We start from the raw sequence: 22,865 nt of genomic DNA on the forward strand, positions 1-22,865 counted from the left end.
GGACGATCAGGCGGCCAGCGCCAGCTCTGCGGCCTTGGCATGGGCTGCGGCAACGGCCTTTTCGGCGGCTTCCGGACCATAGGCCAGGCCTTCGACATAGATCGTCTCGACCAGCTCGATGCCCATGAAGCCGAGGACGGTCTTCAGGTAGGGCTCGGCATGGTTCATCGGCGCGCCCGGGCCCGACGAGTAGACGCCGCCGGAGGCCAGAACCAGGTAGGCCTTCTTGCCGGTGGCAAGGCCGACAGGGCCGTTTTCCGTGTAGGTGAAGGTGAGGCCGGCACGGGCGACATGGTCGATCCAGGTCTTCAGCGACGAATAGATGTTGAAGTTGATCAGGCCGGTGCCGATGACGATCGTGTCGGCGGCAAGCAGTTCGCCGACCAGTGCGTCGGAAACGGCGGCGGCCTTGGCTTCGGCGGCATTGCGGTCTGCGGCTGGCTTGCGGATCGCGGCGGTGAAGGTGCCATCGACGTGATCAAGCGAATTCGTTGCCAGATCGCGCTTGACGACAGCGGCACCGGTCTGGGCGCTCAGCTTGTTCGCAAGGTCGGTGGCAACCGTGTTCGAAAGCGAGTCCGCACCGCGCGGGCTGGAGGTGATGAGAAGAATGGAAGACATGGGAATGTTCCTTGATCGTTGCGTTCGGCGTCTGGAGGACACGCCGCCGTGACCATCAGATAGTTACGTTTGGTCATCGATAAAACTGTGATAATGTCGATCGATAGTATCGAATAATTGGATGGCCCATGGACGCGAATCCCACACTCGACCAATTGCAGGTTTTCCTCGCTGTTGCCGATGCCGGCAGCTTTTCCGCCGCTGCCCGGCAGCTCAACCGGGCGCAGTCGGTGATCAGCTACACGATCGGCAATCTCGAGACGCAGCTCGGCGTCAGCCTGTTCGAGCGCAACGGCGCCCGTCAGCCGAAACTGTCGGAAGCGGGCACGGCGATGCTGGCCGATGCGCGTCGCATCGTCAGCGACCTGCGGGTCATGCGCGCACGCGCAACCAGCATGAAACAGGGGCTCGAGGCCGAGGTTTCCGTGGCCATCAGCGTCATGGTCCCGACCGAAGTCATGGTTTCGGTGCTGAAGGAATTTCGCGACACATTTCCGTCCGTATCGCTTCGGCTGGAAGTCGGCGAGCTCGGCCGGATCATGGAACAGGTGATGAACGGCCGATCGACGATCGGCATCGGCGGCGCGCTGCTCAGGCAGGACGATTCGCTGCTGGTCGAACGCATCGGCCACAATTATCTGTTGCCGGTCGCCACAGCCGACCATCCGCTGGCCTTGTTGAACCGGCCGCTGACCTTGGCCGATGTGCGCGAGGAGGTGCAACTGGTGGTCAGCGATGCCTCCGAACTGACCGTCGGGAGAGACTTCAACGTCTTGTCCTACAAGACCTGGCGGGTCAGTGACATCGCGACCAAGCACCAGTTGCTTCGAAGGGGGCTCGGCTGGGGAGGCTTGCCGGCCTCGGTGATCCGCGACGATCTGATCAGCGGTCAGTTGGTGCAGCTCGATCTGGAAGCCTATGAGCAAGGCTCCTACAATCTTTATGCGATCCGCAAGACAGCCAACCCGCCGGGGCCGGCTGCAAGCTGGATGATCGGCGCGTTTCGCGAGCGCCTGTCCAACTGCCCGTCCGATTTGTCCGTCATTGTTCCGGACATGCGACACGAAGTCTTGGCCGTACCGGCTTGAATCGACTCCATGAAACGGTCTTGATCCAAGCAGATAAAAAGCCCGCGCTCTGATCGGGCGCGGGCCTGGCTGCGGCTCTTGCTATTGTGCCGTTCGGCGCTGTCAGAGTGTCAGGCGGAACTTGGCGAAGCCATCCACGCCGTCGCCGGCATCCTCGATCTTTGCCCCCTTGATGGCGGCGAGATAGTCGCGTGCCTTGGGGCCGGTCTCGAAGGTGACGGTGGTGTCGGCCAGCGGTGCGAACGACCAGTTTCCGTCAGCCTGCGGGTCGATCGTGCCCTGTTCGACGATGTAGCGCACGATGATGTCGCGATTGGTGTCCGGACCGACGAAGACGACCTTGTCACCGGCAATCTCCGGGAACTTGCCGCCGCCACCGGCGCGGTAGTTGTTGGTCGCCACGACGAAGCGCTGGCCGGGATCGATCGGATGGCCGGCAAACTGCAGATTGACGATGCGGCTTGATTCCGGATGGATCGCCTTGCCGTCCTTGTCGTAGCGCGGCGGCTTGCTCAGGTCGATCTGATAGGTGACGCCGTCGATCACGTCGTAATTGTAGGACGGGAAGTCCGGATTGATCAATGCGGCGTCCTTGGAGCCCGCTGTGATCTGGTTGAAGATGCCAGCCGACATTTCCAGCCAGTTCTTCACCTGCTCGCCGGTGATCGCAACCGCCTGGATCGTGTTCGGGTAGAGATAGAGATCCGCGACATTGCGGATGGCGATGTCGCCGGCCGGAACGTCGGTGAAATAATCGGCACCGCCGCGTCCGCCAACCTTGAAGGGAGCGGCGGCCGACAGCACCGGGAGGTCCTTCAGATCGCCATCCTTCAGCATGTCCTTGATATAGGCTGTCTGGGCGATCGAGACGATCTGCACCGACGGGTCGTCGGCGACCAGGGCGAAATAGGAATAGAGCGGTGCCGCGGTCTTGCCGACCGGGGTACGGACATAGTCGAGCGTTGCCTGATGCTCGCCGGCAACCGCGGCCACCACCTCAGGCTTGTCCTTGACGTCAGCGACCACCTTCTTGTTTTCGTCGCGATGCGAGATCGGCCGGGCTTCGCAGGTGAAGTCGACGATCTTCCAGCTGTTTCCATCTTTCTCCAGGAGCAGATCGATCAGGCCCATGTGAGAGCCCCAGAAGCCGGCCATGACGGCGGGCTTGCCGAGCAGCGTGCCCTTGACCGGATCGGCACCGGGCACGTCGACGAAATCCTTCGGGCCGGGGAAGACCAGATGCTGGTGGCCGGTGAAGATCGCATCGATGCCTTCGACGCCGGCGAGATAGAGCGAGGCGTTTTCCATGCGCTCGCTCTGGCCATGGCCGTCGATGCCGGAATGCGACAGCGCAATCACGAGATCGGCGCCTTCCTCCTTCATCCGCGGCACCCAGGCGCGCGCAGCCTCGACGATGTCGCGTGTTTGGGCATTGCCTTCCAGGTTCTTCGCGTCCCAGACCATGACCTGTGGCGGGACGAAGCCGATGAAGCCGATCTTGATCGGGCTTTCCGCGCCGGATCCGTCGCGGATCATCTTGTCCAGAATGACGTAGGGCTTGAAATGCAGCTCATCCAGCTTGGGATCGGCCGCCAGCGCGCCCTTGGTCAGGTTGGCGCAGACGATCGGGAAATTGGCCCCGCCCAGCGTGTTGAACATGAAGTCGAGGCCGTAGTTGAATTCGTGATTGCCGAGCGTGCCGCAATCATAGCCGAGCACGTTCATCGCCTTGATCACCGGATGCAGGTCGCCCGCCTTCATGCCCTTCTTGTAGGCCATGTAATCGCCCATCGGATTGCCCTGCAGCAGATCGCCATTGTCGATCAGCAGCGCATTGCCGGCCTCGGCACGAATCTGGTCGATGATCGAGGCGGTGCGGGCCAGACCCATCGTGTCGTTCGGCTTGTCGGCATAATAGTCGTAGGGCATCACGTTGACATGGATATCCGTGGTTTCCATCAGCCGCAGATGCGCCTGGCTGCCATTGGCTCGGGCGGCAAAGGGATGCAGGGTGACCAGAGCGGCCGTGGCGGCAAGGCCGCCGAGCAATGAACGGCGCGAGATCGGATGCAGGTCGAATGATGACATGGGGGCTCCTTCAGAAATACCGTCTTGAAAGTCGAGGAGTTTAGGTCGGTTTCAGAACAGTTGCACCCCGAAAATGACAGGGGTGTGATCTCCCCAAGCCTTTGCCAAACAGCCTACCGCCCGGGTGTATTCGCCGGGTCCCGGTGAAAATGCCGGAAATAGGCGGAGATCTGCGCAAGGGTATTGCTGGTCTGTGCGAATTCCAGCCCCATCTTGCCGGCCCGGTACCAGCGCACCGTGCCTTCGATCAGGCCAAGTTCCGTAGTCCTGACGGTGACCGTGCTGCCGCGTTTGGCCTCGATCCAGCCTTCCAGTTGCAGCGCCATGCCGGTGCGGGAAATGTCGATGACGCGGATGTCGATCTGCTGGCTGAGATAGTCCAGCGTGCCCTTGAATCGACAGCGGATGCGCTGGGTCTGACGTCCGTCCTGGCTGGCGCTGAAACTGTCCTGACGTGTGGCAGCAAGCATGTCTAATCGCTCCATGAAAAGGAATGAAAGAAATGCGGCCAAGGTTGGTGATGCGGATGAACAGGATCTGGGTAATCTCGTTAAAATGCGAGATTTTTACCTAGCAAAAATCAGGTATTCGGCCTCCGAGAGGGTGATTTTACCGTAAACTGACAGGGGTTTTCGCTGAATCGCAAAAAAGATGGATAGCGACGCATCCATCTTTTCGACGCTGACATGTGGTGGCGTCTGGCGCGATCAGCGCGTCAAGACCGGCCGGACTTCCTTGTGGAAATTGCGGAAATAGGCTGCCAGCTTGGCCAGGGAATTGCTGTTCTGCTTGATCTGGATGCCCAGCCTTCCGCCCCGGTTCCAGCGCACGGTGCCTTCGATCAGACCGATATCATCGCTCTCGATGACCACCGAACTGCCGGTTGCGGCATGAAGCTGGCTGTAGAGTTCGAGTGCAAGTCCGGTCCGGGAAATATTGATCATCCGGCCATCCGCTTCCTGCTTCAGATGGCGTACGCGACTGTCGACGCGACACCTGCTTCTCTGGGATTTGCGCACATCCATGTCGAGAGAGTTGCTCATTCGAGTGTTCCAGCCATTGATACCGGATCCACCGTAACGCCGAATCGTAAGAACCGATTGAATCCAATCGTTAGGATTTTTCGCAACCTTTGATTTTACAGTCCCACATTGGGACGATCGATGATTTCGCGCAGCGCAAAACTCGAATTGATCTTCACGACATGGGGAAGGGCGGACAGCCAGTCCCTGTGGATATGCTCATAGTCTTCGAGATCCTTGGCGGCGACCCGCAGGATATAGTCGTATTCGCCCGACATCAGGTAACAGACGAGGACATTCGGACAGCGCTTCACTGCGGCTTCGAATTCGGTCAGCGTCTTGGCGAACTGGCCCGACAGCGAGATATGCACGATGACCATCATCTTGTACTCGATCGCCTTGTGCGACAGGCGGGCATGATAACCGCTGATCACCCCGGATTTTTCCAGCATGTCGTGGCGCCGCGAACAGGCGGATGCCGACAGGCCGACTTTTTCGGCCAGGTCAGCATTGGTCATCCGTCCGTTCTCCTGCAGAGCCTTCAGGATGGCAAGATCGATGCTGTCGAGGGATGACATTCGAAGAATTCCTCAAGATGGGTCGATATGGTGCAATTATCTGCGAAACTTGGCCGACTGGCAAACCCATTTTGCAAGGACATTCGTCGGCAAGAATGGTTCAATTCAACCCTTGTTGAAGGCGCGGCTCAGCCGCCGAAATGGAGAGGAACGCTGTATGCGTGTCGGTTGCCCGAAGGAAATCAAAAACCATGAATATCGTGTGGGGCTGACGCCCGGAGCGGTGCGCGAATATGTGGCGCATGGTCACGACGTTCTGATTGAGACGGGTGCTGGCGCCGGCATTGGCGCAGACGACCATGCCTATATCGCAGCCGGCGCAAGGATTGCCGCCTCCGCCAAGGACGTGTTCGAAAAGTCCGACATGATCGTCAAGGTCAAGGAACCGCAGCCATCCGAATGGGTGCAACTGCGCGAGGGCCAGATCCTCTATACCTATCTGCATCTGGCGCCGGATCCGGAACAGACCAAGGGTCTGCTCGCATCGGGCGTCACCGCCATTGCCTATGAGACCGTGACCGACGAGCGGGGTGGCCTGCCGCTCCTGGCACCGATGTCGGAAGTCGCCGGACGTCTGGCGATCCAGGCCGGTGCCACCGCGCTGCAGAAGGCCCATGGCGGTCGCGGCATCCTGCTGGGCGGTGTGCCGGGCGTGCTGCCGGCCAAGGTCACAGTCATCGGCGGCGGCGTCGTCGGCCTGCATGCCGCCCGCATGGCTGTCGGCCTCGGTGCCGATGTGACCATACTCGACCGTTCGCTGCCGCGGCTGCGCCAGCTCGATGACCTCTTTGCCGGTCGCATTCACACCGTTTATTCGACGATCGATGCGCTCGAGCAGGAAGTGTTTTCCGCCGATCTCGTCATCGGCGCCGTGTTGATCCCGGGCGCTGCGGCACCCAAGCTGGTCACCCGCGAAATGCTCACCGGCATGAAGAAGGGCGCGGTCATCGTCGACGTCGCCATCGACCAGGGTGGCTGCTTCGAGACGTCGCATGCCACGACCCATTCCGACCCGACCTTTGAGGTTGACGGCATCGTGCACTACTGCGTCGCCAACATGCCGGGTGCGGTTCCTGTCACCTCCGCCCATGCGCTGAACAACGCGACGCTGGTGCATGGTCTGGCGCTGGCCGATCGCGGCATGCGGGCGATTGCCGAGGACCGTCATCTGCGCAATGGCCTGAATGTGCACAAGGGTCGCATTACCAACAAGCCGGTGGCCGACGCGCTCGGCTATCCGGCAGTCGCCGCAGAATCCCTGCTGAACGTTGCGTAAGGGCTAAGGATCTCTCCAGTCACCTTACCCAGCGTGACGTCTGCAGCGTTTGATTGAACGCGGCCAATTGGGCCGGCCAGCACGCTGGCCGGCCTTTTCTATGCTGGCGTTCAGAGTTGGTCAGTTACCCGCGCTCGATCCGGCACTGGTAGCAATTGTTGCGCGCCGAGCGCACATGCACATAGGCAATCGCCGGATCGGCCAGCAATGCCTGTGCCCGGTCGACGATCGCCGGGGTCGGCGTCACGGCACCGGTTCCATAGACAATGCGGTCGTCTGCACCATAGCCGCGCACGATATAGTCCGGGCTGTCCAGCATCGGCGGCAGCACCTCGCTTGCGGCATACCGCGTGCAGGGGTCTGCATGCAGGAAGATCGGTCCGGTTTCGGCATAGGGCTGCAGGCTCGGGAACGGGCGATAGGCGAGCGTCAGATAGGGCTGGCCTTCCTCGATGAAGCCGAGGCAGTGGCGACAGGGATAGCCATCGCCAGGCGACAGCCGTGTTTCCGGCGCAAGGCCGTAGGCATCCGGTGCACCGGCCTGGTAGGCGATGAGTTCGTCGGTCGCAATGGCGGTGAAGCCCAGGGTCATGATCGTTTCTCGCAAAGGGTCTGAGGGGCATTTGCGGCCATCATGCGAGGTTCATCCGGCCCGCTCCACCCGATTCCTGCGCGCCGGTGCGACATTCACCAAAAATGGAGGTTCTCTCGCCTATGCTGTTTCGGCTAGCGTCTTGTCAGCACAAGGGGCCAGCACAACGAGCCAGCACAACGGGGTCGGGGATTCCATGAGATATTTTACCACTGCGCTGATCGCGCTTGGCGGTGCTTGCGCCGCATTTTTCGCTATGCCGGCAGGTTCGGCAAAGGCCGATCTGACCCCGGAAGAGATCACCGAAGGCCGCAAATATGTGGTCAACAACGCGATCTTCATCCTCTTCCACGAAGGCGGCCATATGCTGGTCTCGGAACTCGGCCTGCCGGTTCTCGGGCGCGAAGAGGATGCCGTCGACGGTCTGTCCTCCGTGATGCTGCTGGAGAGCGAGGACGAGGAATTGCGGGCGGCAATGCAGGATGCGGCCGACGGCTGGTTCCTGATCGATGCGAACAATGCGCAGGGTGTCGAAGAGACGGATTTCCAGGGCACCCATGGCCTGAACAAGCAGCGCGCCTATGCGCTGGTCTGCATGATGTCCGGCAAGGATCCCGAATATTTCAAGGCGTTCATCGATTCGCTCGAGTTTCCTGAGGAGCGCCGGGAGCAATGCGTTGCGGAATACGAACAGACGCGCGACAGCTGGTGGGGCGTGCTCGATCCTTATGTCGACGATACGAAGACCTCGAATTTCACCGTCACCTATGAGCCGGCCGGCGACGATCTGCAATATGTCGAGGACATGCTGAAAGAGGGCCAGGTGCTCGAAGCGATTTCAGCGACCTTTGGCGAGGGATACAACATTCCCGATGGCATCAAGGTCACGGCCAAGACCTGCGGCGTGATCAATGCATTCTGGGATCCTGCGGCCCGCGAGATCACCTTCTGCTACGAGTTCGCCGCGCATCACGCCGATCTCGTCAGCCAGTATTTCGAGGAAAACCGTGCGCCGTCATCACCGGAAGATCAGCCGCAGGCTGACGAAAAGCGCGGCATGATATCCGCCCTCAAGGCTGCGGCCTCCGATCCGTAATGGCAGATCGGCCCGCTTCGCCGGTCGCGACGAAGCGGGGTTGCCGCCTCAATCAGAATGTCGCGCCGTCGCGCTTCATCAGTTGCAGCAGTTCCTGCTCGGTCATCGGCTCGACCAGTGCGTTGAAGGTCTCCACCGGGGAGAAGCCGAACTGCTGGTAGAGTTGCAGCGCGCGCGGATGGTCGAGCGAATTGGTCGTGACCGTGACCTTGTCCGGATTGCTGGTCCAGGCGGCATAAAGCGCCTGCAGCAGGAACCACTTGCCGATGCCGAGGCCGAGGCCGTATTCGAACAGGCCGAAATAGGACAATTCGACCAGTTTATCGCTTTCCTGCGACAGTTCGTAAAAGCCGGCCGGAGCACCGTTCACATAGAGAACCGAAATCGAGACCTTCGGATCGTGGATGATCGCCTTCAATGCGTCGTCGGTCATGCGCAGGCGCTCGTACCAGTGCCAGCGCGCGCCGACCTGGCGGTGCAGGAAGCGGTAGAAGGCGAGCGGAATTTCCTGGGTGCGCATGATCGCCGTCTGGATATTGACCGGCACCGGCAGGCTCGACTTCGGCGGTGCCGTCATTTCGAGACGGGTGACATGGGCGGTCAGCGGTCCTTCGGTCTTCGACGTCAAGGGTTCGGCCGAACCCGTCGTCACCGGTGTGTCAGTCTTTGACCCCCATTCCGACCAGGAGCCGTCATAGAGCGAATTGTCGGTATGACCGAGGGATTCCAGCGCCAGCGTCACGACCGCTGCGGTCACGCCGGATCCACAGCTGGTGACGACCGGCTGGGACAGGTCGATGCCGGCATTGGTGAAGATCGAGCGCAGGGTGGCGAGATCCTTCAGGCGACCATTTTCGGACAGCAGCGACGCCGGCACGCTGCGTGCACCCGGCATGTGGCCGGAGCGCATGCCCTCGCGTGGTTCCGGTTCCTCACCGGTGAAGCGGCAGGCCGGGCGGGCATCGGCAACCTGCCTATCGCCAGTGTCGGCGATCGCCGACATCTGGTCGAAGGAGGTGATGCGGGCGCGGTCGAAATGGGTTTCGAAATTGACCGGCTCCGGCTCCGGCAGATCGGTTTCCAGCTTGCGGCCACTGGCCTTCCAGCCGTCGAGCCCGCCGTCGAGCACATAGACGCGTCTGGCGCCCATGACACGGAACATCCACCAGACGCGCGGCGCCGAAAAGAAGCCCGGGCCGTCATAGATGACGATGGTATCGGTCGCGGAAATCCCGAGCTGGCCGACCGCATCGGCAAAGAAGGCCGGCGAGGGCAGGGAGTGCGGAAGACCGGTCGACTTGTCGGCGATCACATCCTGATCGAAGAACACGGCGCCGGGAATATGACCGCTCGCATATTCGGCAGCGCCATTGCGGTTATGGGCCGGCAGATACCAGGATGCGTCGACAAGCTTGAATTCGGGAGCCCCGAGATGCTTTTCGACCCAGTCTGCTGAGACGACGAAACGGCTTCTTTCCCCGGACATGCTGTTCTCCCGTGCCTTGTTTCAGGCGGAGACCTCCGGAACACCAAAGCGGATGCGGAACCGGCGGTTCTCCTTGCCCTTTTTCTCGATTTTGGCGATATGAATCGCGCCGACCTCTTGGGTCTCCGAAACATGTGTGCCGCCGCAGGGCTGGCTGTCAACGGCGGAGTTCTCGCCGATCGCGACAAGGCTGACCCGGCCAAGCCCGACAGGCGGGCGGACATTCTTCGACTTGACGATGCCGGGATTGGCGACGAGCTCGGCATCGGTGATCCACTGCAGATAAACCGGATGGTTTTCCGCAATCAGCTTCATCAGGTCGGCTGTGACCTGATCCTTGTCGATCGTCTCGGACATGTCGAAATCGACCCGGCTTTCCTCTTCGCCGACGGCAGCCCCCGTAATCGGAAAGGGGCAGACGACCGAAAGCAGGTGGCAGGCGGTGTGCATGCGCATCAGCTTGTAGCGTCGCGGCCAGTCGATATGCAGAACCAGGGTTTCACCGACCGCCGGCGACGGCTGGCCCTCGGCCGGCTGGTGCAGGATGATGTCCTTCGTCTCGCCATGGCGCGTCAGCGCGATATCGATGCGCGAACCGTCCTGCCGTTCCAGAAAGCCGAGATCCCCGGGCTGGCCGCCCGAGGTGGCATAAAAACAGGTCTGGTCGAGTTCGATGCCGCCATCGTCATGGATAGCCGTGACCACCGCTTCGCATGTCGAGAGATAGAAATCGTCGCGATAAAGAGCGGTGGTCGGCATGCTATTCCTCAGGCAGTTTCAAAAGGCAGGTCGAAATCGGCGCGCTTTTCCATCCAGCCCGGCACCGGCAATTCCTTGGAACGCAGGAAGTCGGGATTGAACAGCTTCGACTGATAGCGATTGCCATAGTCGCACAGGATTGTCACGATCGTATGGCCGGGGCCGAGATCTTTCGCAAGCCGGATGGCGCCGGCAATGTTGATGCCCGACGAGCCGCCAAGGCACAGGCCCTCGTTTTCAACCAGATCAAAAACGATATCGAGCGCCTCGGAATCCGGGATCTGGTAGGCATGATCGGGCGTGAAACCTTCGAGATTGGCGGTGATACGGCCCTGGCCGATGCCCTCGGTGATCGAGGAGCCGGAGGATTTCAGCTCGCCGTTCTTGTAGAATTCATAAAGGGCGGCACCCATCGGATCGGCAAGGCCGATCTTCACTTCGGGCTTGAGGTTGCGCAGGCCAATGCCGGTGCCGGCCAGCGTGCCACCCGAGCCGACGGCGCAAATGAAGCCATCGACGGCACCACCGGTCTGGTCGAAGATCTCGCGCGCGGTCGTTGCGATATGGGCATCGCGATTGACGGTGTTGTCGAACTGGTTGGCCCAGATCGCGCCATTCGGCTCGCTCTTGGCAAGCTGGGCTGCCAGCCGGCCGGAAATCTTCACGTAGTTGTTCGGGTTCTTGTAGGGAACCGCAGGCACCTCGACCAGCTCGGCACCGAGCAGCCTGAGCGCGTCCTTCTTTTCCTGGCTCTGGGTCTCTGGAATGACGATGACGGTGCGGTAGCCGAGCGCCTTGGCCACCAGCGTCAGGCCGATGCCGGTATTGCCGGCCGTGCCCTCGACGATCACGCCGCCTGGCCGCAGCAGGCCGCGCTTTTCCGCGTCGCGGATGATGAACAGGGCGGCGCGATCCTTGACCGATTGGCCGGGGTTCAAGAATTCGGCCTTGCCGAGAATGGTGCAGCCGGTCGCCTGGGAGGCGCCCTTCAGCCGGATCAGCGGCGTATTGCCGATCGCCTCGAGGACGGAGGGATGAAATGCCATGAATATCTGCCTTTTCGTCTTGTGCGAACACTAGAACCAAATGCGCGGGGAAGAAAACCACATGCCGATGCATTTTTGTCCTTCTGGACAAGATTATGCGGGCGAAGCGGTCTGCGCGGGACTGAAACGCTCTTTTCCGCTTGGGGGCAGGCAAAGGCAAGGAATAGCATTTCGCGCCGAGGTGGGGGCAGGGAAAATGCGTTCGGAGTGGGCTACATTCGCAAGGCTGTCGAACCGGCTGCTTTCATGCGTCGCAAAGTCGATCAATAATGATGGCGGCATTGCGCGATCAGGAGCCCGTCTTCCGTCGGGCGATAGACGAGCCGATGCTCCGGGTCGATGCGCCGCGACCACCAGCCACGCAGATCGCCCCGCAGCGGCTCCGGTTTGCCGATGCCCTGAAACGGTGACCGGCTGGTTTCCCTGATCAGGTGATTGACGCGCGCCAGCATTTTTGGATCCGTGGACTGCCAATACAGGTAGTCCTCCCAGGGACGCTCATGAAAGATGAGCTTCACTCCGAAAGCTCGCGCACGTCGCCCTTGCCTTCATCGAGGTCCCGCACCGCTTCGAGCAGGCGTTCGGCGTTGCGGGGGCTTTTTAGCAGATGCTGCGTTTCCTCATAGGAAGCGAAGTCCTCCACCGACATCAGAACGGCGGCAGGCTTGCCGCGATCACGGGTGATCAGCACGGGGGTATGGTCCTCCGTCACGCTGTCGAGCAGGGAGGCCAGGTTCTTGCGCAGGTCGCTGTAGGATGTGGTTCTCATGTGCTAATTGTACCTGATTGAGTACGGCAGACAAGGGCTGTCGCGGTCGGACGCATGCGCGGTGAACGCCGACTTCCATCTCCGCTCTCGATGGATGCAGTGAACTGGACGCATCAGGATCGCCCCCTCATTCCCCCTTCAGCCCCTGCAAGGCCGAAAGCGCTTCGTCTCTCGCCTGCTTGTGATCGACGATCGGGCTGGGATAGCTCTTCCCAAGCATCACGCCGGCTTCTTTGAGCACAGTAAGCGGTGCCTCGAACGGCCGGTGGATATAGGTGTCGGGCATAGCCTTCAATTCGGGCACGAAGGTGCGGATATAGCGCCCTTCGACGTCGAATTTTTCGCCCTGGGTGATCGGGTTGAAGATGCGGAAGAACGGCGATGCGTCGGCGCCGGAGCCGGCGACCCATTGCCAACTGGCGGCGTTCGACGCCGGATCGGCATCGACCAGCGTGTCGCGAAACCAGCGCTCGCCGCAGCGCCAGTCGATCATCAGGTCCTTGATCAGGAAGGAGGCGGCGATCATTCGCACCCGGTTGTGCATGTAACCGTGGCGCCAGAGCTGGCGCATGCCGGCATCGACGATCGGATAGCCGGTCTGTCCGCGCTGCCATTTTTCCAGGAGATCCGGTGCCGACCGCCACGGGAAGGCGTCGAATTTGGAATTCCAGTTCTTCGATTTCAGATCGGGGAAGTGAAACAGAAGGTGGTAGGAGAAGTCACGCCAGACCACTTCCTTGCGGAAATGGATAATGTCCTCGGAGGCGAAGTGCCCGGCAAGTCCGCGTGTCGCGTGCCAGATCCGGGCCGGCGAGATTTCACCCATCGCCAGATGCGGCGACAGCATCGACGTGTTCGGCCGGGCAGGGAAGTCGCGCAGGCTGCGATAGCCGGCAAGGCCGTTTTCGATGAAACTGTCGAGCCGCTCCAGCGCGCCGGCTTCACCTGGCTGCCATATCTCGGAAAATTCGGAAGCCCAGTTGGGCTTGCTCGGAAGAAGCGACCAGTGGTCGAGCGGCTCGCTGTCCGGCCAGTGCGGTGGTGAGGCAAGGGAGGTCGGTGCGGGTGCCGGCTCGCGTGGTTCGCCGGAGCTCTCCAGCGCTTTCCAGAACGGCGTGTAGACACGGAAATTGGTGCCGGCGCCGGTTGTGAGCCGTGTCGGCTCGTGCAGGATCTGGCCGGCGAAGGTGCGAACGACTAGACCGTCCTCGGTCAGCCGCGCCTTGATCGCCTTGTCGATGGCAATGCCGGGCGGATCATAGCGCCGGTTCCAGTAGACGCTGCCGGCGCCGGTCTCGTCGATCAAATGATCGAGCACCTGTCCGGCTGGCCCGCTGCGCAAAATCAGCCGGCTGCCGATCGCCTCGAGCGACTTGGCAAGCGCGACGAGGGAATGATGCAGCCACCAGGTCTGCGCCGCCCCAAGCGGACCTGTCTCCGCAGAGGCAGGCTCTCTGATATAGACGGGAATGACACGTCGCCCCTCATCCGCTGCCGTGGCCAGAGCTGCATGGTCGTCGAGACGCAGATCCTTGCGGAACCACAAAATCAGGGGTTTGGTCGAGGGCATTCCGGATACTCATCTGCTGTTTAACCCCCTGATACGAAGGAACAGCGCGGGAGGATCATACTGGAGTGGGAATTAGCAGGGAAAAAGGTTCGAAATCGCGTTCAGGCGGCCGTCAGCACGGCGGGGGAACGGTGACGTTGCTCGGCATGAATCAATGCCATGATTTCCGTCGCATTTTCACGAACATAGAGGCGATGGAGCTTTTCCGCGACCGGCGCATTTGTCAGCAGGCAGGTGTATTTCTCCCGATCGTACCAGCGGAAATCCACCACATTGTCCATGTTCACGAAGAGGGGAAAGCCGTCCCCGTCATGAAGCTGGATCCACATCTGCAATCTCCCATACGTCATTTCGCAATGACCGACGGATAACAAGCAAAGATGAAGACGGAGTTGCCGCACCGCAAAAAGGCGAGCGGCGGGGAAGGGAAATGAGGTGGCCTCTGTGGATAAGAACAGGGATGGCCGGAAAGAGAAAAGGCCCGCGCTTGTTCAGCGCAGGCCTTTAGAATGAGATGGCTCCCCGGGCCGGATTCGAACCGGCGACCTGTCGATTAACAGTCGAATGCTCTACCGCTGAGCTACCAGGGAACAGCCGCTTGCCGCGGTGTGAGTGGGCTAATACAAATGCTGGTTCGATTTGCCAAGCGGTTTTTCAAAAAAAATGCATTCGGCTTGTTTTATTCTGTGGGCTACCCATTTCTTGGGCAGAGATAAAACACTGGAAAACGCCGGAATTGCAGGGAGTTTGACGATTGGCAGAGCGTAGATACCGGATAGATGCGGAACGGGGCCGACTTTGTCTCGGCAGCTTCGAAATCCCTTTTCCGCGGTCGCGCGGCGGTCGTATTGCCGCCGGATCGGCTCTGATCGGCGGCGGTTTCCTCGGCTTCTTGCCGATCCTCGGTTTCTGGATGGTCCCGGCAGGCCTGATCGTGCTCTCGCATGATCTGCCGTTTGTCCGCCGCAAGCGTCGGCGCATGGCGATCTGGTGGCGCAAGCGTCATCCGGACGTCAAGCGCGCCGGGACGAAGTGAAGCCGGAACCGCGTATGGGGCAGAATGCGGCGGTGCGGCCGTCGAACATTCCTCTCATCCAGAATTCGACACACCCGTATGTCAAATGCAAAGGCGCCGCCAAGGTTACCCTGTTAGGATGAGGTTTCATCACGAAACAGCCTGACGATAAACGGACGATCTGTCCGATGTCAGGGCAGGAGGTGCGATGAGCGAACCAGCGGAACATTCGGTGTCGGGAATCATGTCGCCCGTCGATCTTCGCGTGATGCAAGCGGCGATGCTCATGGCACGCGATGCGGGCGAGGGTGCGCGCACCGTCGATGACGTTGAGATCCTCGGCAGAGTCGTCATCAGGCTCTATGCGGCCGGTCTTGTCGATCCGGAAAAGCTTGCCGATGCGGCAGGCACGATGACCGGCATCGGGCTCATCAAGACTTTGCGGCAAGCGGTCTGAGATTTCCGAGTGCCGGGGTTTTCGAAAATTCCCCTTGCGCTCAATCTCGATCCGTTCTAAACGCCGCCCACCACTCGCTTTTAAGCAAAACGGACGGCCTCGTGGCGGAGTGGTTACGCAGAGGACTGCAAATCCTTGCACCCCGGTTCGATTCCGGGCGAGGCCTCCAACTCTTCCTTCAGCTTTGATGGTCTTGCGCATACATCGCGCAATGAATTCGCCATTTGCCGGCGGCTTTTACCGTTTCCCGTTGTCTCTCCTTTGTTATTAGACCCAGCCTTCCCGACCAGCTGTGATATTCTGCGGCTAACGGTCCGGTGTGTCTTGAAAGCCGGACGGCCTGCAATTAAGACACTGGGTCATGACACCGGCCGATATGGGGCGACAGACATGATGGACTACACAGCAGCACGCACCAAGATGGTCGACAATCAGATTCGCACGACGGACGTGACGTCCCACTCCGTGCTGAGCGCCTGTCTGGCCGTTCCGCGCGAGGCGTTTGTTCCGCCGCAACTGAAGCCGCTGGCCTATATTGACGAGGATCTTCTGGTTGCGGCTGCAGAAAATGGTGTTCCAGGCCGCTACCTCATGGAGGCATCGCCTCTCGCCAAGCTGCTGCAGCTTGCCGCGATCACCAAGGACGATCTGGTTCTGGAGATCGGTTGCGCAACGGGCTATGTCTCGGCGCTGCTGTCGTCGCTGGCCGGCTCGGTTGTCGCGGTCGAATCGGATGAGGCTCTGGCGAGCCGGGCAACGGAAACCCTGGCCAACCTTGGCTATGACAATGTCGCCGTCGTGACCGGTCCGCTCGAGCAGGGATATGCCGCCGAAGCGCCTTATGACGTGATCTTCGTCAACGGTTCGATCGAATTGCTGCCGGAGGCATTGCTGTCGCAGTTGCGCGAAGGCGGCCGCCTCGTGGCTGTCGTCGGTTACGGCAATGCCGCGCGTGCCCGTCTTTACGTCAAGGCGGACGGCGTCACGTCCTACACGGAATACTTCAACGCCTCGGTCAAGCCGCTGCCGGGTTTCCGCAAGCATGCCGAATTCGTGTTCTGATCTGGCGATCGAATTCCGGCATTCGGGTATTGGCAACTGGGCCTGCTTCGCGCAGGCCCTTTTTGTTTGCCGCAGGGCAACAAACCTGTGCATCACGCCAATTCGTTGCACTGCCGTGATTTTTTTCTGCGAAAGCGTATCCTAGGGTGGAGCGAATCGGCCGGGATGCGACTGGACGGCCGAGCATTCTAGGACAACGGGGATTAGTATGGCTCAGCCAAGCGTAGCGCGTGAACCGTCCATGGAGGAAATCCTGGCCTCGATCCGCCGGATCATCGAAAGCAATGATCCTGGAACTGCCAAGGATATGTCCGATGACATGCCGTCCATCTATGATGAAGAGCATGGCGAAATTGAAGCCGGCATGCATGGCGCCGGTGACGATCGCGGCTATGAGCCTGTCGAATTCACGCCCGCAAACGATCCCGGCCCGATACAGGCCGGCATTGGCATGAGCGGCAGCTATCGCGGCGACGTGCAGCCCGAGACGCGGCAGGAACAGCCGGAGGCCCCCAAAAGCATGTCGCTGGCGGATCTGGCCGCACGCGTGCGTTCCGCCTCCGAGCGTGCCGATCGCTACATGGTGCAGCAGACGGCAGTCGAGCCGGAGCCGCGCGTCGAAAACCCGCTGATGAGCAGCCGGCTCGCCGAACTGCGCGCACCGCAGGCGCGCCAGGCGGAACCGGAACTGCACGCGGTTGAAGAACGCAGCCATGCGACGATCGATTCGGTCGAAGTGCAGATGCGGCGCGAACCTCACCTGTCCTTCGAGCAGCCGGCCGACGTGCCGATGCAAGAGGTCGACTTGATCGAAGAGGACGTGGTGGAAGTCGAGATGGAAACGGCTGCGGCGCCCAGCGTCGAGCCGCCCGCCGACTTGCGCCCCCAGGACAACGCCGGCCAGAGCCTGAACGCGCTGGTGTCGGCTGCAACCGTGGAGCAGGTGTCGCGCTCTTTTGGCGAACTGGCAGCCGCCATCGACGGCCAGCAGCGCCGCTCGCTGGATGAAATGGCCGAAGACATGCTGCGCCCGATGCTGCGCGACTGGCTCGACGACAACCTGCCGACGCTGGTGGAGCGCCTGGTGCGCGAAGAGATTGAACGCGTCGCCCGCGGTCCGCGTCGCTAAATAAGACAAAGTCCGGGTTTAGGCCGCTCCGGGTTCCGGGGCGGCTTTTTTATTGACTTGGATTTGCCAGTCCTGTTTACCAATCCCACAACAAGAACTCCAAAATCTGGTCGGAAAATGCTCGAAAAGACATACGATTCAGCCGCCGTCGAACCGAAGATCGCGAAAGCCTGGGAAGATGCGGATGCCTTCCGCGCCGGTGCCAATGCGAAGCCGGGCGAGGACACCTTCACCATTGTCATCCCGCCGCCGAACGTGACGGGCTCGCTGCATATGGGCCATGCGTTGAACAACACGCTGCAGGACATCATGATCCGCTTCGAGCGCATGCGCGGCAAGGACGTGTTGTGGCAGCCGGGCATGGACCATGCCGGTATCGCGACCCAGATGGTTGTCGAGCGCAAGCTGATGGAACAGCAGCTGCCGGGCCGCCGCGCCATGGGCCGCGATGCCTTCATCGAGAAGGTCTGGGAGTGGAAGGACGAATCCGGCGGGTTGATCTTCAACCAGCTGAAGCGCCTCGGTGCCTCCTGTGACTGGTCGCGCGAGCGCTTCACCATGGACGAGGGCCTGTCGGCCGCCGTTCTGGAAGTCTTCGTCTCGCTCTACAAGGAAGGTCTGATCTACCGCGGCAAGCGGCTGGTCAACTGGGATCCGAAATTCGAGACCGCCATTTCCGACATCGAGGTCGAAAACCGCGAAGTTGAAGGCCATATGTGGCACTTCAAATATCCGCTCGCCGGTGGCGAGACTTATACCTATGTCGAGAAGGATGCCGACGGCAACGTCACCCTCTCGGAAGAACGCAACTACATCGCGATCGCCACCACCCGTCCCGAGACAATGCTGGGCGACGGTGCTGTTGCCGTTCATCCCTCTGACGCACGTTATGCCTCGATTGTCGGCAAGCTCTGTGAAATCCCGGTCGGGCCGAAAGAGCATCGCCGCCTGATCCCGATCATCACCGACGAATATCCGGATCCGACCTTCGGTTCCGGCGCGGTCAAGATCACCGGTGCGCATGATTTCAACGACTATCAGGTCGCGCGCCGCAACAACATTCCGCTCTATCGCCTGATGGACACGACCGCATCGATGCGCGACGACGGCGAGGTCTATGCCGACTACGCCGCCCAGGCGCTGGAGATTGCCAAGTCCGGCCATGTGCCGAGCGAAGAGGAAGTCGACGGCATCAACCTCGTTCCCGACGAATATCGTGGCCTTGATCGTTACGTTGCCCGCAAGCTGATCGTCGACGCAATCAATGCCGAGGGCCTTGCCGTTACCGTCAAGGATGCCGAAGGCAACGACATTCCCTATGTCGAGTCGAAGAAGATCATGCAGCCCTTCGGCGACCGCTCCAACGTCGTCATCGAGCCGATGTTGACCGACCAGTGGTTTGTCGACGCCAAAACGCTCGCCGAGCCGGCGATTGCTTCCGTGCGCGAGGGCCGCACCCAGTTCGTTCCGAAGAACTGGGACAAGACCTATTATGAATGGATGGAGAACATCCAGCCCTGGTGCATTTCGCGCCAGCTCTGGTGGGGCCATCAGATCCCTGCCTGGTACGGTCCGGACGGCCAGGTCTTCGTCGAGAAGACCGAGGAAGAGGCGCTGCACGCCGCCATCCAGCACTACATCGCCCACGAAGGTCCGTGGAAGGCCTGGGTCGAGGAGAAGCTTGAAAACTTCCAGCCGGGCGAGATCCTGACCCGCGACGAAGACGTGCTCGACACCTGGTTCTCGTCTGCGCTCTGGCCCTTCTCGACGCTCGGCTGGCCGGATGAGACGCCGGAACTGGCGAAGTATTATCAGACCGACGTTCTCGTCACCGGTTTCGACATCATCTTCTTCTGGGTCGCCCGCATGATGATGATGGGCCTGCACTTCATGAAGGACGAGGACGGCAATCCGGTCGAGCCGTTCCACACCGTCTATGTGCATGCGCTGGTCCGTGACAAGAACGGCCAGAAGATGTCGAAGTCCAAGGGCAATGTCATCGACCCGCTGGAACTGATCGACGAATACGGTGCCGACGCGCTGCGTTTCACGCTGGCGATCATGGCTGCGCAGGGCCGCGATGTGAAGCTCGATCCGGCCCGCATCGCCGGCTATCGCAACTTCGGCACCAAGCTGTGGAACGCCACGCGCTTCGCCGAGATGAACGGCGTCAAGGCGGATCCGAAATTCCTGCCGGAAACGACGACGCTTGCAATCAATCGCTGGATCCTGACGGAACTGGCGCGCACCGAAAGCGAAGTCACCGAGGCGATCGCCGGCTTCCGTTTCAACGATGCGGCCGGCTCGCTCTACCGCTTCGTCTGGAACAACTTCTGCGACTGGTATCTCGAGCTGCTGAAGCCGGTCTTTGCCGGCGAGGACGCGCTTGCCAAGGCGGAAGCGCAGGCTTGCGCCGCCTATGTGCTGGAGCAGACCTACAAGCTGCTGCATCCGTTCATGCCGTTCATGACGGAAGAGCTTTGGGCCCATACGGCAGGTGAGGGCAAGTCGCGCGACACTTTGCTCTGCCATGCCGACTGGCCGGCACCGGAATTTGCCGACGAGGCGGCGGCGGCCGACATCAACTGGCTGATCGATCTGGTCACCGGCATCCGCTCGGTTCGTGCCGAGATGAACGTGCCGCCGGGTGCGATCGCGCCGCTGGTCGTCGTGGGTGCCAATGGCGTCACGCAGGAGCGTCTCGTGCATCACGAGGCCGCAATCAAGCGCCTTGCCCGCGTCGAGACAATCTCGCTGGCCAGTGTCGCACCGAAGGGGGCAGCCCAGATCATCGTCGGCGAGGCCACGGCCTGCCTGCCGCTCGGCACGCTGGTCGACCTGTCGGCTGAAAAGACGCGCCTTGAAAAGGCAATCACCAAGGTCGATCAAGAAATGGCCCGCATTGCCGGCAAGCTGAACAACGAGAAGTTTGTCGCCAATGCCAATCCGGAGGTCGTGGCGGCCGAACGGGAGCGGTTCCAAGAGCTTGAAGGGCAGAAGGCGAGCCTGGAAACCGCATTGAAGCGGGTTCTCGAGGCGGGCTGAATACTCGACGTGAAAAGAATGGTTTTCCAAACGCCAGGCCGAAATGCCTGGCGTTTGTGATTCTGGCCAACGATCTGCAAAATGCACGCAATTGCTGCATTGCGCGAAGAATCGCCCTTAATGCGGGGATTTTATGCTGCAACACAGCAACAGTTGCAAAATGGACGAAGTTTTCCCCTCTCTTTGACGTATGACGGTGCTGTGACGCTGGCGACACAGGTCGTGTTATTGTTGGAAAAAAATACCAAAACATCGCTGACGTGTGCGGATGTGAGCAATATTCATCCAAATCAGGTTATTAATGACGTGCACGTCAAATTAATTACGTAAAAATTTCTCCGTCGGAACAAATTGTCCACCTTTTGCGTGCGATTGTTATTCACACGGACGTGACTAAGATCCCAACTCACAGTTTTGCCAAAATTGGGGAGAGATATGGCGATACATTTGACCAAGAAACTGAGCCTTGCATTGCTGAGCGCTTGTGCGTTTGCCGGCGCAGCACAGGCCGGCGGTTTTGCCCGCGGCGATGCGGATACGGATATCATCTATGAAGATGGCACGGCTGTTTTCCGGGGTGGCTACACCTATGTGATGCCGGATCGTGACTACGACACTGTCAATGGTGTCGCGGGCACGGATGGCGCCCACACCGAGAACTACGGCGTTCCGTCATTCGCCGCGAAGTTTCGAATCTCGGACAACTTTTCTTGCGCGTTGACCTATACGCAGCCCTATGGAGCGGATTCGACGTATGGCACACAGGCGCAGGCGGCTGACCGTGCGGCGGATGTTGCCGGCGGCGGTATTCTAGGCATCGCAGGCACGTCAAATGCGGTGCGGTCTGCCGAATTCGACACCAATGAATATGGCGGAACCTGTGCCGTCAATTTTGCTGCCGGCAAGGGTGACCTTTATTTTATCGGTGGCGTTTTCTCGCAATCTTTTGACTACAAGGAAGTCAAAGACTTCGGGACGCTGGAAATGTCCGACTCATCCGAGTTTGGCTACAGGCTGGGCGCAGCCTATGAGATAAAGGAATATGCGCTGCGGGCAGAAGTCATGTATCGCTCGCAGATTGACCACAATGCTGACGGCACATTTTTGAATGCTTCTCCGTTGCTCCAGGGCGCACTGGGTATCCCGATCGGTGCATACAGGTCCGCTCGCGGATATGGCTCGCTTCCCCAGTCACTGGAACTGAACCTTCAAAGCGGAATTGCTCCCGGTTGGCTGGTCTTCGGGTCTGTCAAGTGGACGGATTGGAGTGTCCTTCAGTCTTTGAATTACACGATTGACGGCATCGCACGTGGCGGGGTTCTTATTCCACAAACCAAGGACTTTTTCTGGCGCGACGGTTGGACAATCAGCGGTGGCGTTGGTCACACCTTCACAGATACCGTATCAGGCGCTCTCAGTCTGACATGGGATCGTGGTGTGGACACAGGTGCGGACATCATGTCGGATACCTGGACTGTCGGTGCGGGTACACTGGTTAAGGCTGGCCCCGGCGTTCTGCGCCTTGGCGGTGCGGTGTCCTATCTCACGTCCGGGGAGCAAACTGTTGCCGATGGCGCGGACTTCAACGCCACGGCCGATGGCGACTGGGCCTATGCCGTGACCGCTTCCTACAAGATCGCGTTCTAAGCTTTACGCCTGAACGGAAGAAAGAAGCCCGGCTTGTCCGGGCTTCTTTTATGGCGGGAAGGGTGCTGGCGGTGCTCCAAAATGTGACGTTTATGCAACATGGCGTTTATCCTTCGAACGCCGCCTCCGAACGGCCGAATTTGTCCACATCCCGCCACAAACAGAGAGCACCGATACTTTCAAGAAACGTGCAGGGGCCGTTTCGAGTGTGTGGTGCGTGAGTTTTTACATGGGCCTTTCGGTCGCAGTTCACTTTCGAATTCAAGACGTTTTGACCGTAAGTGATCGGGTGTGTGCCCGATCTTTTCGTCGAAACAGAGCGCAGTTCATCGCTGTCCCAGTCTTGCCGGAAAGCTGGCCTAACCTTTGGCCCATGAGAACAAGTGCAAGCGTCCGGCGTAAAAATGGCGCCGTTGCAGTATCCGTCCGTGAACCAGATGTTCATCGGTTATTGAGTATCAAAAGATCAGACGCAGTTGGACTCGTCATGGTGACGGGGAGAGTGCGCTGATGTCTGTT

The 22,865-nt window shown here is 60.2% G+C and carries 23 protein-coding genes and 2 tRNA genes; 11 read left to right on the plus strand and 14 right to left on the minus strand.

What is annotated here, in order from left to right; genetic code table 11:
• Positions 1-6: 6 nt before the first annotated feature.
• Complete coding sequence (locus LQ231_RS10835; RefSeq protein WP_230171323.1) at positions 7-621, minus strand: NAD(P)H-dependent oxidoreductase; 615 nt, start codon at positions 619-621, stop codon at positions 7-9.
• 128 nt (positions 622-749) lie between these two features.
• Between LQ231_RS10835 and LQ231_RS10840 the strand changes: the two genes are divergently transcribed.
• The gene (locus LQ231_RS10840; protein WP_230171324.1) at positions 750-1,709 is read left to right on the plus strand and encodes a LysR family transcriptional regulator; all 960 of its coding nucleotides are present in this window, start codon (positions 750-752) and stop codon (positions 1,707-1,709) included.
• Between the two features lie 102 nt (positions 1,710-1,811).
• Here the strand turns inward: LQ231_RS10840 and LQ231_RS10845 are convergent, their stop codons facing one another.
• The 4 genes from LQ231_RS10845 to LQ231_RS10860 form a co-directional block, all read right to left on the minus strand.
• The gene (locus tag LQ231_RS10845) at positions 1,812-3,797 is read right to left on the minus strand and encodes a bifunctional 2',3'-cyclic-nucleotide 2'-phosphodiesterase/3'-nucleotidase (RefSeq protein ID WP_230171325.1); all 1,986 of its coding nucleotides are present in this window, start codon (positions 3,795-3,797) and stop codon (positions 1,812-1,814) included.
• A gap of 113 nt (positions 3,798-3,910) precedes the next feature.
• Positions 3,911-4,267, minus strand: a complete 357-nt coding sequence (locus tag LQ231_RS10850; protein WP_230171326.1) for a PilZ domain-containing protein — start codon at positions 4,265-4,267, stop codon at positions 3,911-3,913.
• Positions 4,268-4,504: 237 nt separating this feature from the next.
• Positions 4,505-4,840, minus strand: a complete 336-nt coding sequence (locus LQ231_RS10855) for a PilZ domain-containing protein (protein WP_230171327.1) — start codon at positions 4,838-4,840, stop codon at positions 4,505-4,507.
• A 95-nt stretch (positions 4,841-4,935) separates the two neighbouring features.
• On the minus strand, positions 4,936-5,397 hold the full coding sequence (locus LQ231_RS10860; protein WP_113141117.1) for an Lrp/AsnC family transcriptional regulator: 462 nt from the start codon (positions 5,395-5,397) through the stop codon (positions 4,936-4,938).
• Positions 5,398-5,554: 157 nt separating this feature from the next.
• Between LQ231_RS10860 and ald the strand changes: the two genes are divergently transcribed.
• Entirely contained in the window at positions 5,555-6,673 is a 1,119-nt protein-coding gene (ald, locus tag LQ231_RS10865; protein WP_230171328.1) for an alanine dehydrogenase, read from the plus strand.
• Between the two features lie 124 nt (positions 6,674-6,797).
• Here ald and LQ231_RS10870 read toward each other — a convergent pair whose 3' ends face one another.
• Positions 6,798-7,265, minus strand: coding sequence for a DUF1203 domain-containing protein (locus LQ231_RS10870; RefSeq protein ID WP_230171329.1), 468 nt, complete (start codon positions 7,263-7,265; stop codon positions 6,798-6,800).
• Between the two features lie 196 nt (positions 7,266-7,461).
• On the opposite strand from LQ231_RS10870, the gene LQ231_RS10875 reads away from it, so the two are divergent.
• Positions 7,462-8,361: a DUF4344 domain-containing metallopeptidase gene (locus LQ231_RS10875; protein ID WP_230171330.1), complete on the plus strand. Its 900-nt coding sequence runs from the start codon at positions 7,462-7,464 to the stop codon at positions 8,359-8,361.
• A 52-nt stretch (positions 8,362-8,413) separates the two neighbouring features.
• Here LQ231_RS10875 and sseA read toward each other — a convergent pair whose 3' ends face one another.
• The 8 genes from sseA to LQ231_RS10915 all read right to left on the minus strand — a co-directional run bounded on the left by sseA (position 8,414) and on the right by LQ231_RS10915 (position 14,581).
• Positions 8,414-9,847, minus strand: a complete 1,434-nt coding sequence (gene sseA / locus LQ231_RS10880; RefSeq protein WP_230171331.1) for a 3-mercaptopyruvate sulfurtransferase — start codon at positions 9,845-9,847, stop codon at positions 8,414-8,416.
• A gap of 21 nt (positions 9,848-9,868) precedes the next feature.
• Positions 9,869-10,606, minus strand: a complete 738-nt coding sequence (locus LQ231_RS10885) for an alanyl-tRNA editing protein (protein ID WP_230171332.1) — start codon at positions 10,604-10,606, stop codon at positions 9,869-9,871.
• An 8-nt stretch (positions 10,607-10,614) separates the two neighbouring features.
• Entirely contained in the window at positions 10,615-11,652 is a 1,038-nt protein-coding gene (locus tag LQ231_RS10890) for a cysteine synthase A (protein ID WP_230171333.1), read from the minus strand.
• A gap of 263 nt (positions 11,653-11,915) precedes the next feature.
• Complete coding sequence (locus LQ231_RS10895; RefSeq protein WP_230171334.1) at positions 11,916-12,170, minus strand: Txe/YoeB family addiction module toxin; 255 nt, start codon at positions 12,168-12,170, stop codon at positions 11,916-11,918.
• Complete coding sequence (locus LQ231_RS10900; RefSeq protein ID WP_230171335.1) at positions 12,167-12,421, minus strand: type II toxin-antitoxin system prevent-host-death family antitoxin; 255 nt, start codon at positions 12,419-12,421, stop codon at positions 12,167-12,169. Before LQ231_RS10900 ends, LQ231_RS10895 begins: the two co-directional genes overlap by 4 nt.
• Positions 12,422-12,548: 127 nt before the next feature.
• Positions 12,549-13,991: a deoxyribodipyrimidine photo-lyase gene (locus LQ231_RS10905; RefSeq protein WP_230171336.1), complete on the minus strand. Its 1,443-nt coding sequence runs from the start codon at positions 13,989-13,991 to the stop codon at positions 12,549-12,551.
• 101 nt (positions 13,992-14,092) lie between these two features.
• Complete coding sequence (locus LQ231_RS10910) at positions 14,093-14,320, minus strand: hypothetical protein (RefSeq protein WP_113141127.1); 228 nt, start codon at positions 14,318-14,320, stop codon at positions 14,093-14,095.
• Positions 14,321-14,506: 186 nt separating this feature from the next.
• Positions 14,507-14,581 (minus strand) — tRNA-Asn (locus LQ231_RS10915).
• Positions 14,582-14,745: 164 nt separating this feature from the next.
• Between LQ231_RS10915 and LQ231_RS10920 the strand changes: the two genes are divergently transcribed.
• From LQ231_RS10920 to LQ231_RS10955, 8 genes are all read left to right on the plus strand, one after another.
• Positions 14,746-15,027 carry a hypothetical protein gene (locus LQ231_RS10920; protein ID WP_113141128.1) on the plus strand — a complete coding sequence of 94 codons (282 nt, stop codon included), beginning with the start codon at positions 14,746-14,748 and terminating at the stop codon, positions 15,025-15,027.
• Between the two features lie 187 nt (positions 15,028-15,214).
• On the plus strand, positions 15,215-15,463 hold the full coding sequence (locus tag LQ231_RS10925; protein WP_230171337.1) for a hypothetical protein: 249 nt from the start codon (positions 15,215-15,217) through the stop codon (positions 15,461-15,463).
• 95 nt (positions 15,464-15,558) lie between these two features.
• Positions 15,559-15,632: transfer RNA gene (locus LQ231_RS10930), tRNA-Cys, on the plus strand.
• A 224-nt stretch (positions 15,633-15,856) separates the two neighbouring features.
• Entirely contained in the window at positions 15,857-16,525 is a 669-nt protein-coding gene (locus tag LQ231_RS10935) for a protein-L-isoaspartate O-methyltransferase (RefSeq protein ID WP_113141391.1), read from the plus strand.
• A 208-nt stretch (positions 16,526-16,733) separates the two neighbouring features.
• Entirely contained in the window at positions 16,734-17,654 is a 921-nt protein-coding gene (locus LQ231_RS10940) for a DUF2497 domain-containing protein (protein WP_230171338.1), read from the plus strand.
• Positions 17,655-17,771: 117 nt separating this feature from the next.
• Entirely contained in the window at positions 17,772-20,699 is a 2,928-nt protein-coding gene (locus LQ231_RS10945; protein ID WP_230171339.1) for a valine--tRNA ligase, read from the plus strand.
• An 81-nt stretch (positions 20,700-20,780) separates the two neighbouring features.
• On the plus strand, positions 20,781-21,029 hold the full coding sequence (locus LQ231_RS10950; protein WP_162742606.1) for a hypothetical protein: 249 nt from the start codon (positions 20,781-20,783) through the stop codon (positions 21,027-21,029).
• A 117-nt stretch (positions 21,030-21,146) separates the two neighbouring features.
• Positions 21,147-22,346, plus strand: coding sequence for an outer membrane protein transport protein (locus LQ231_RS10955; RefSeq protein WP_230171340.1), 1,200 nt, complete (start codon positions 21,147-21,149; stop codon positions 22,344-22,346).
• Positions 22,347-22,865: the final 519 nt, after the last annotated feature.

Origin of the sequence: Rhizobium sp. CECT 9324 (assembly GCF_918741265.1) — a bacterium.
In the GTDB taxonomy this organism is placed as follows: domain Bacteria; phylum Pseudomonadota; class Alphaproteobacteria; order Rhizobiales; family Rhizobiaceae; genus Allorhizobium.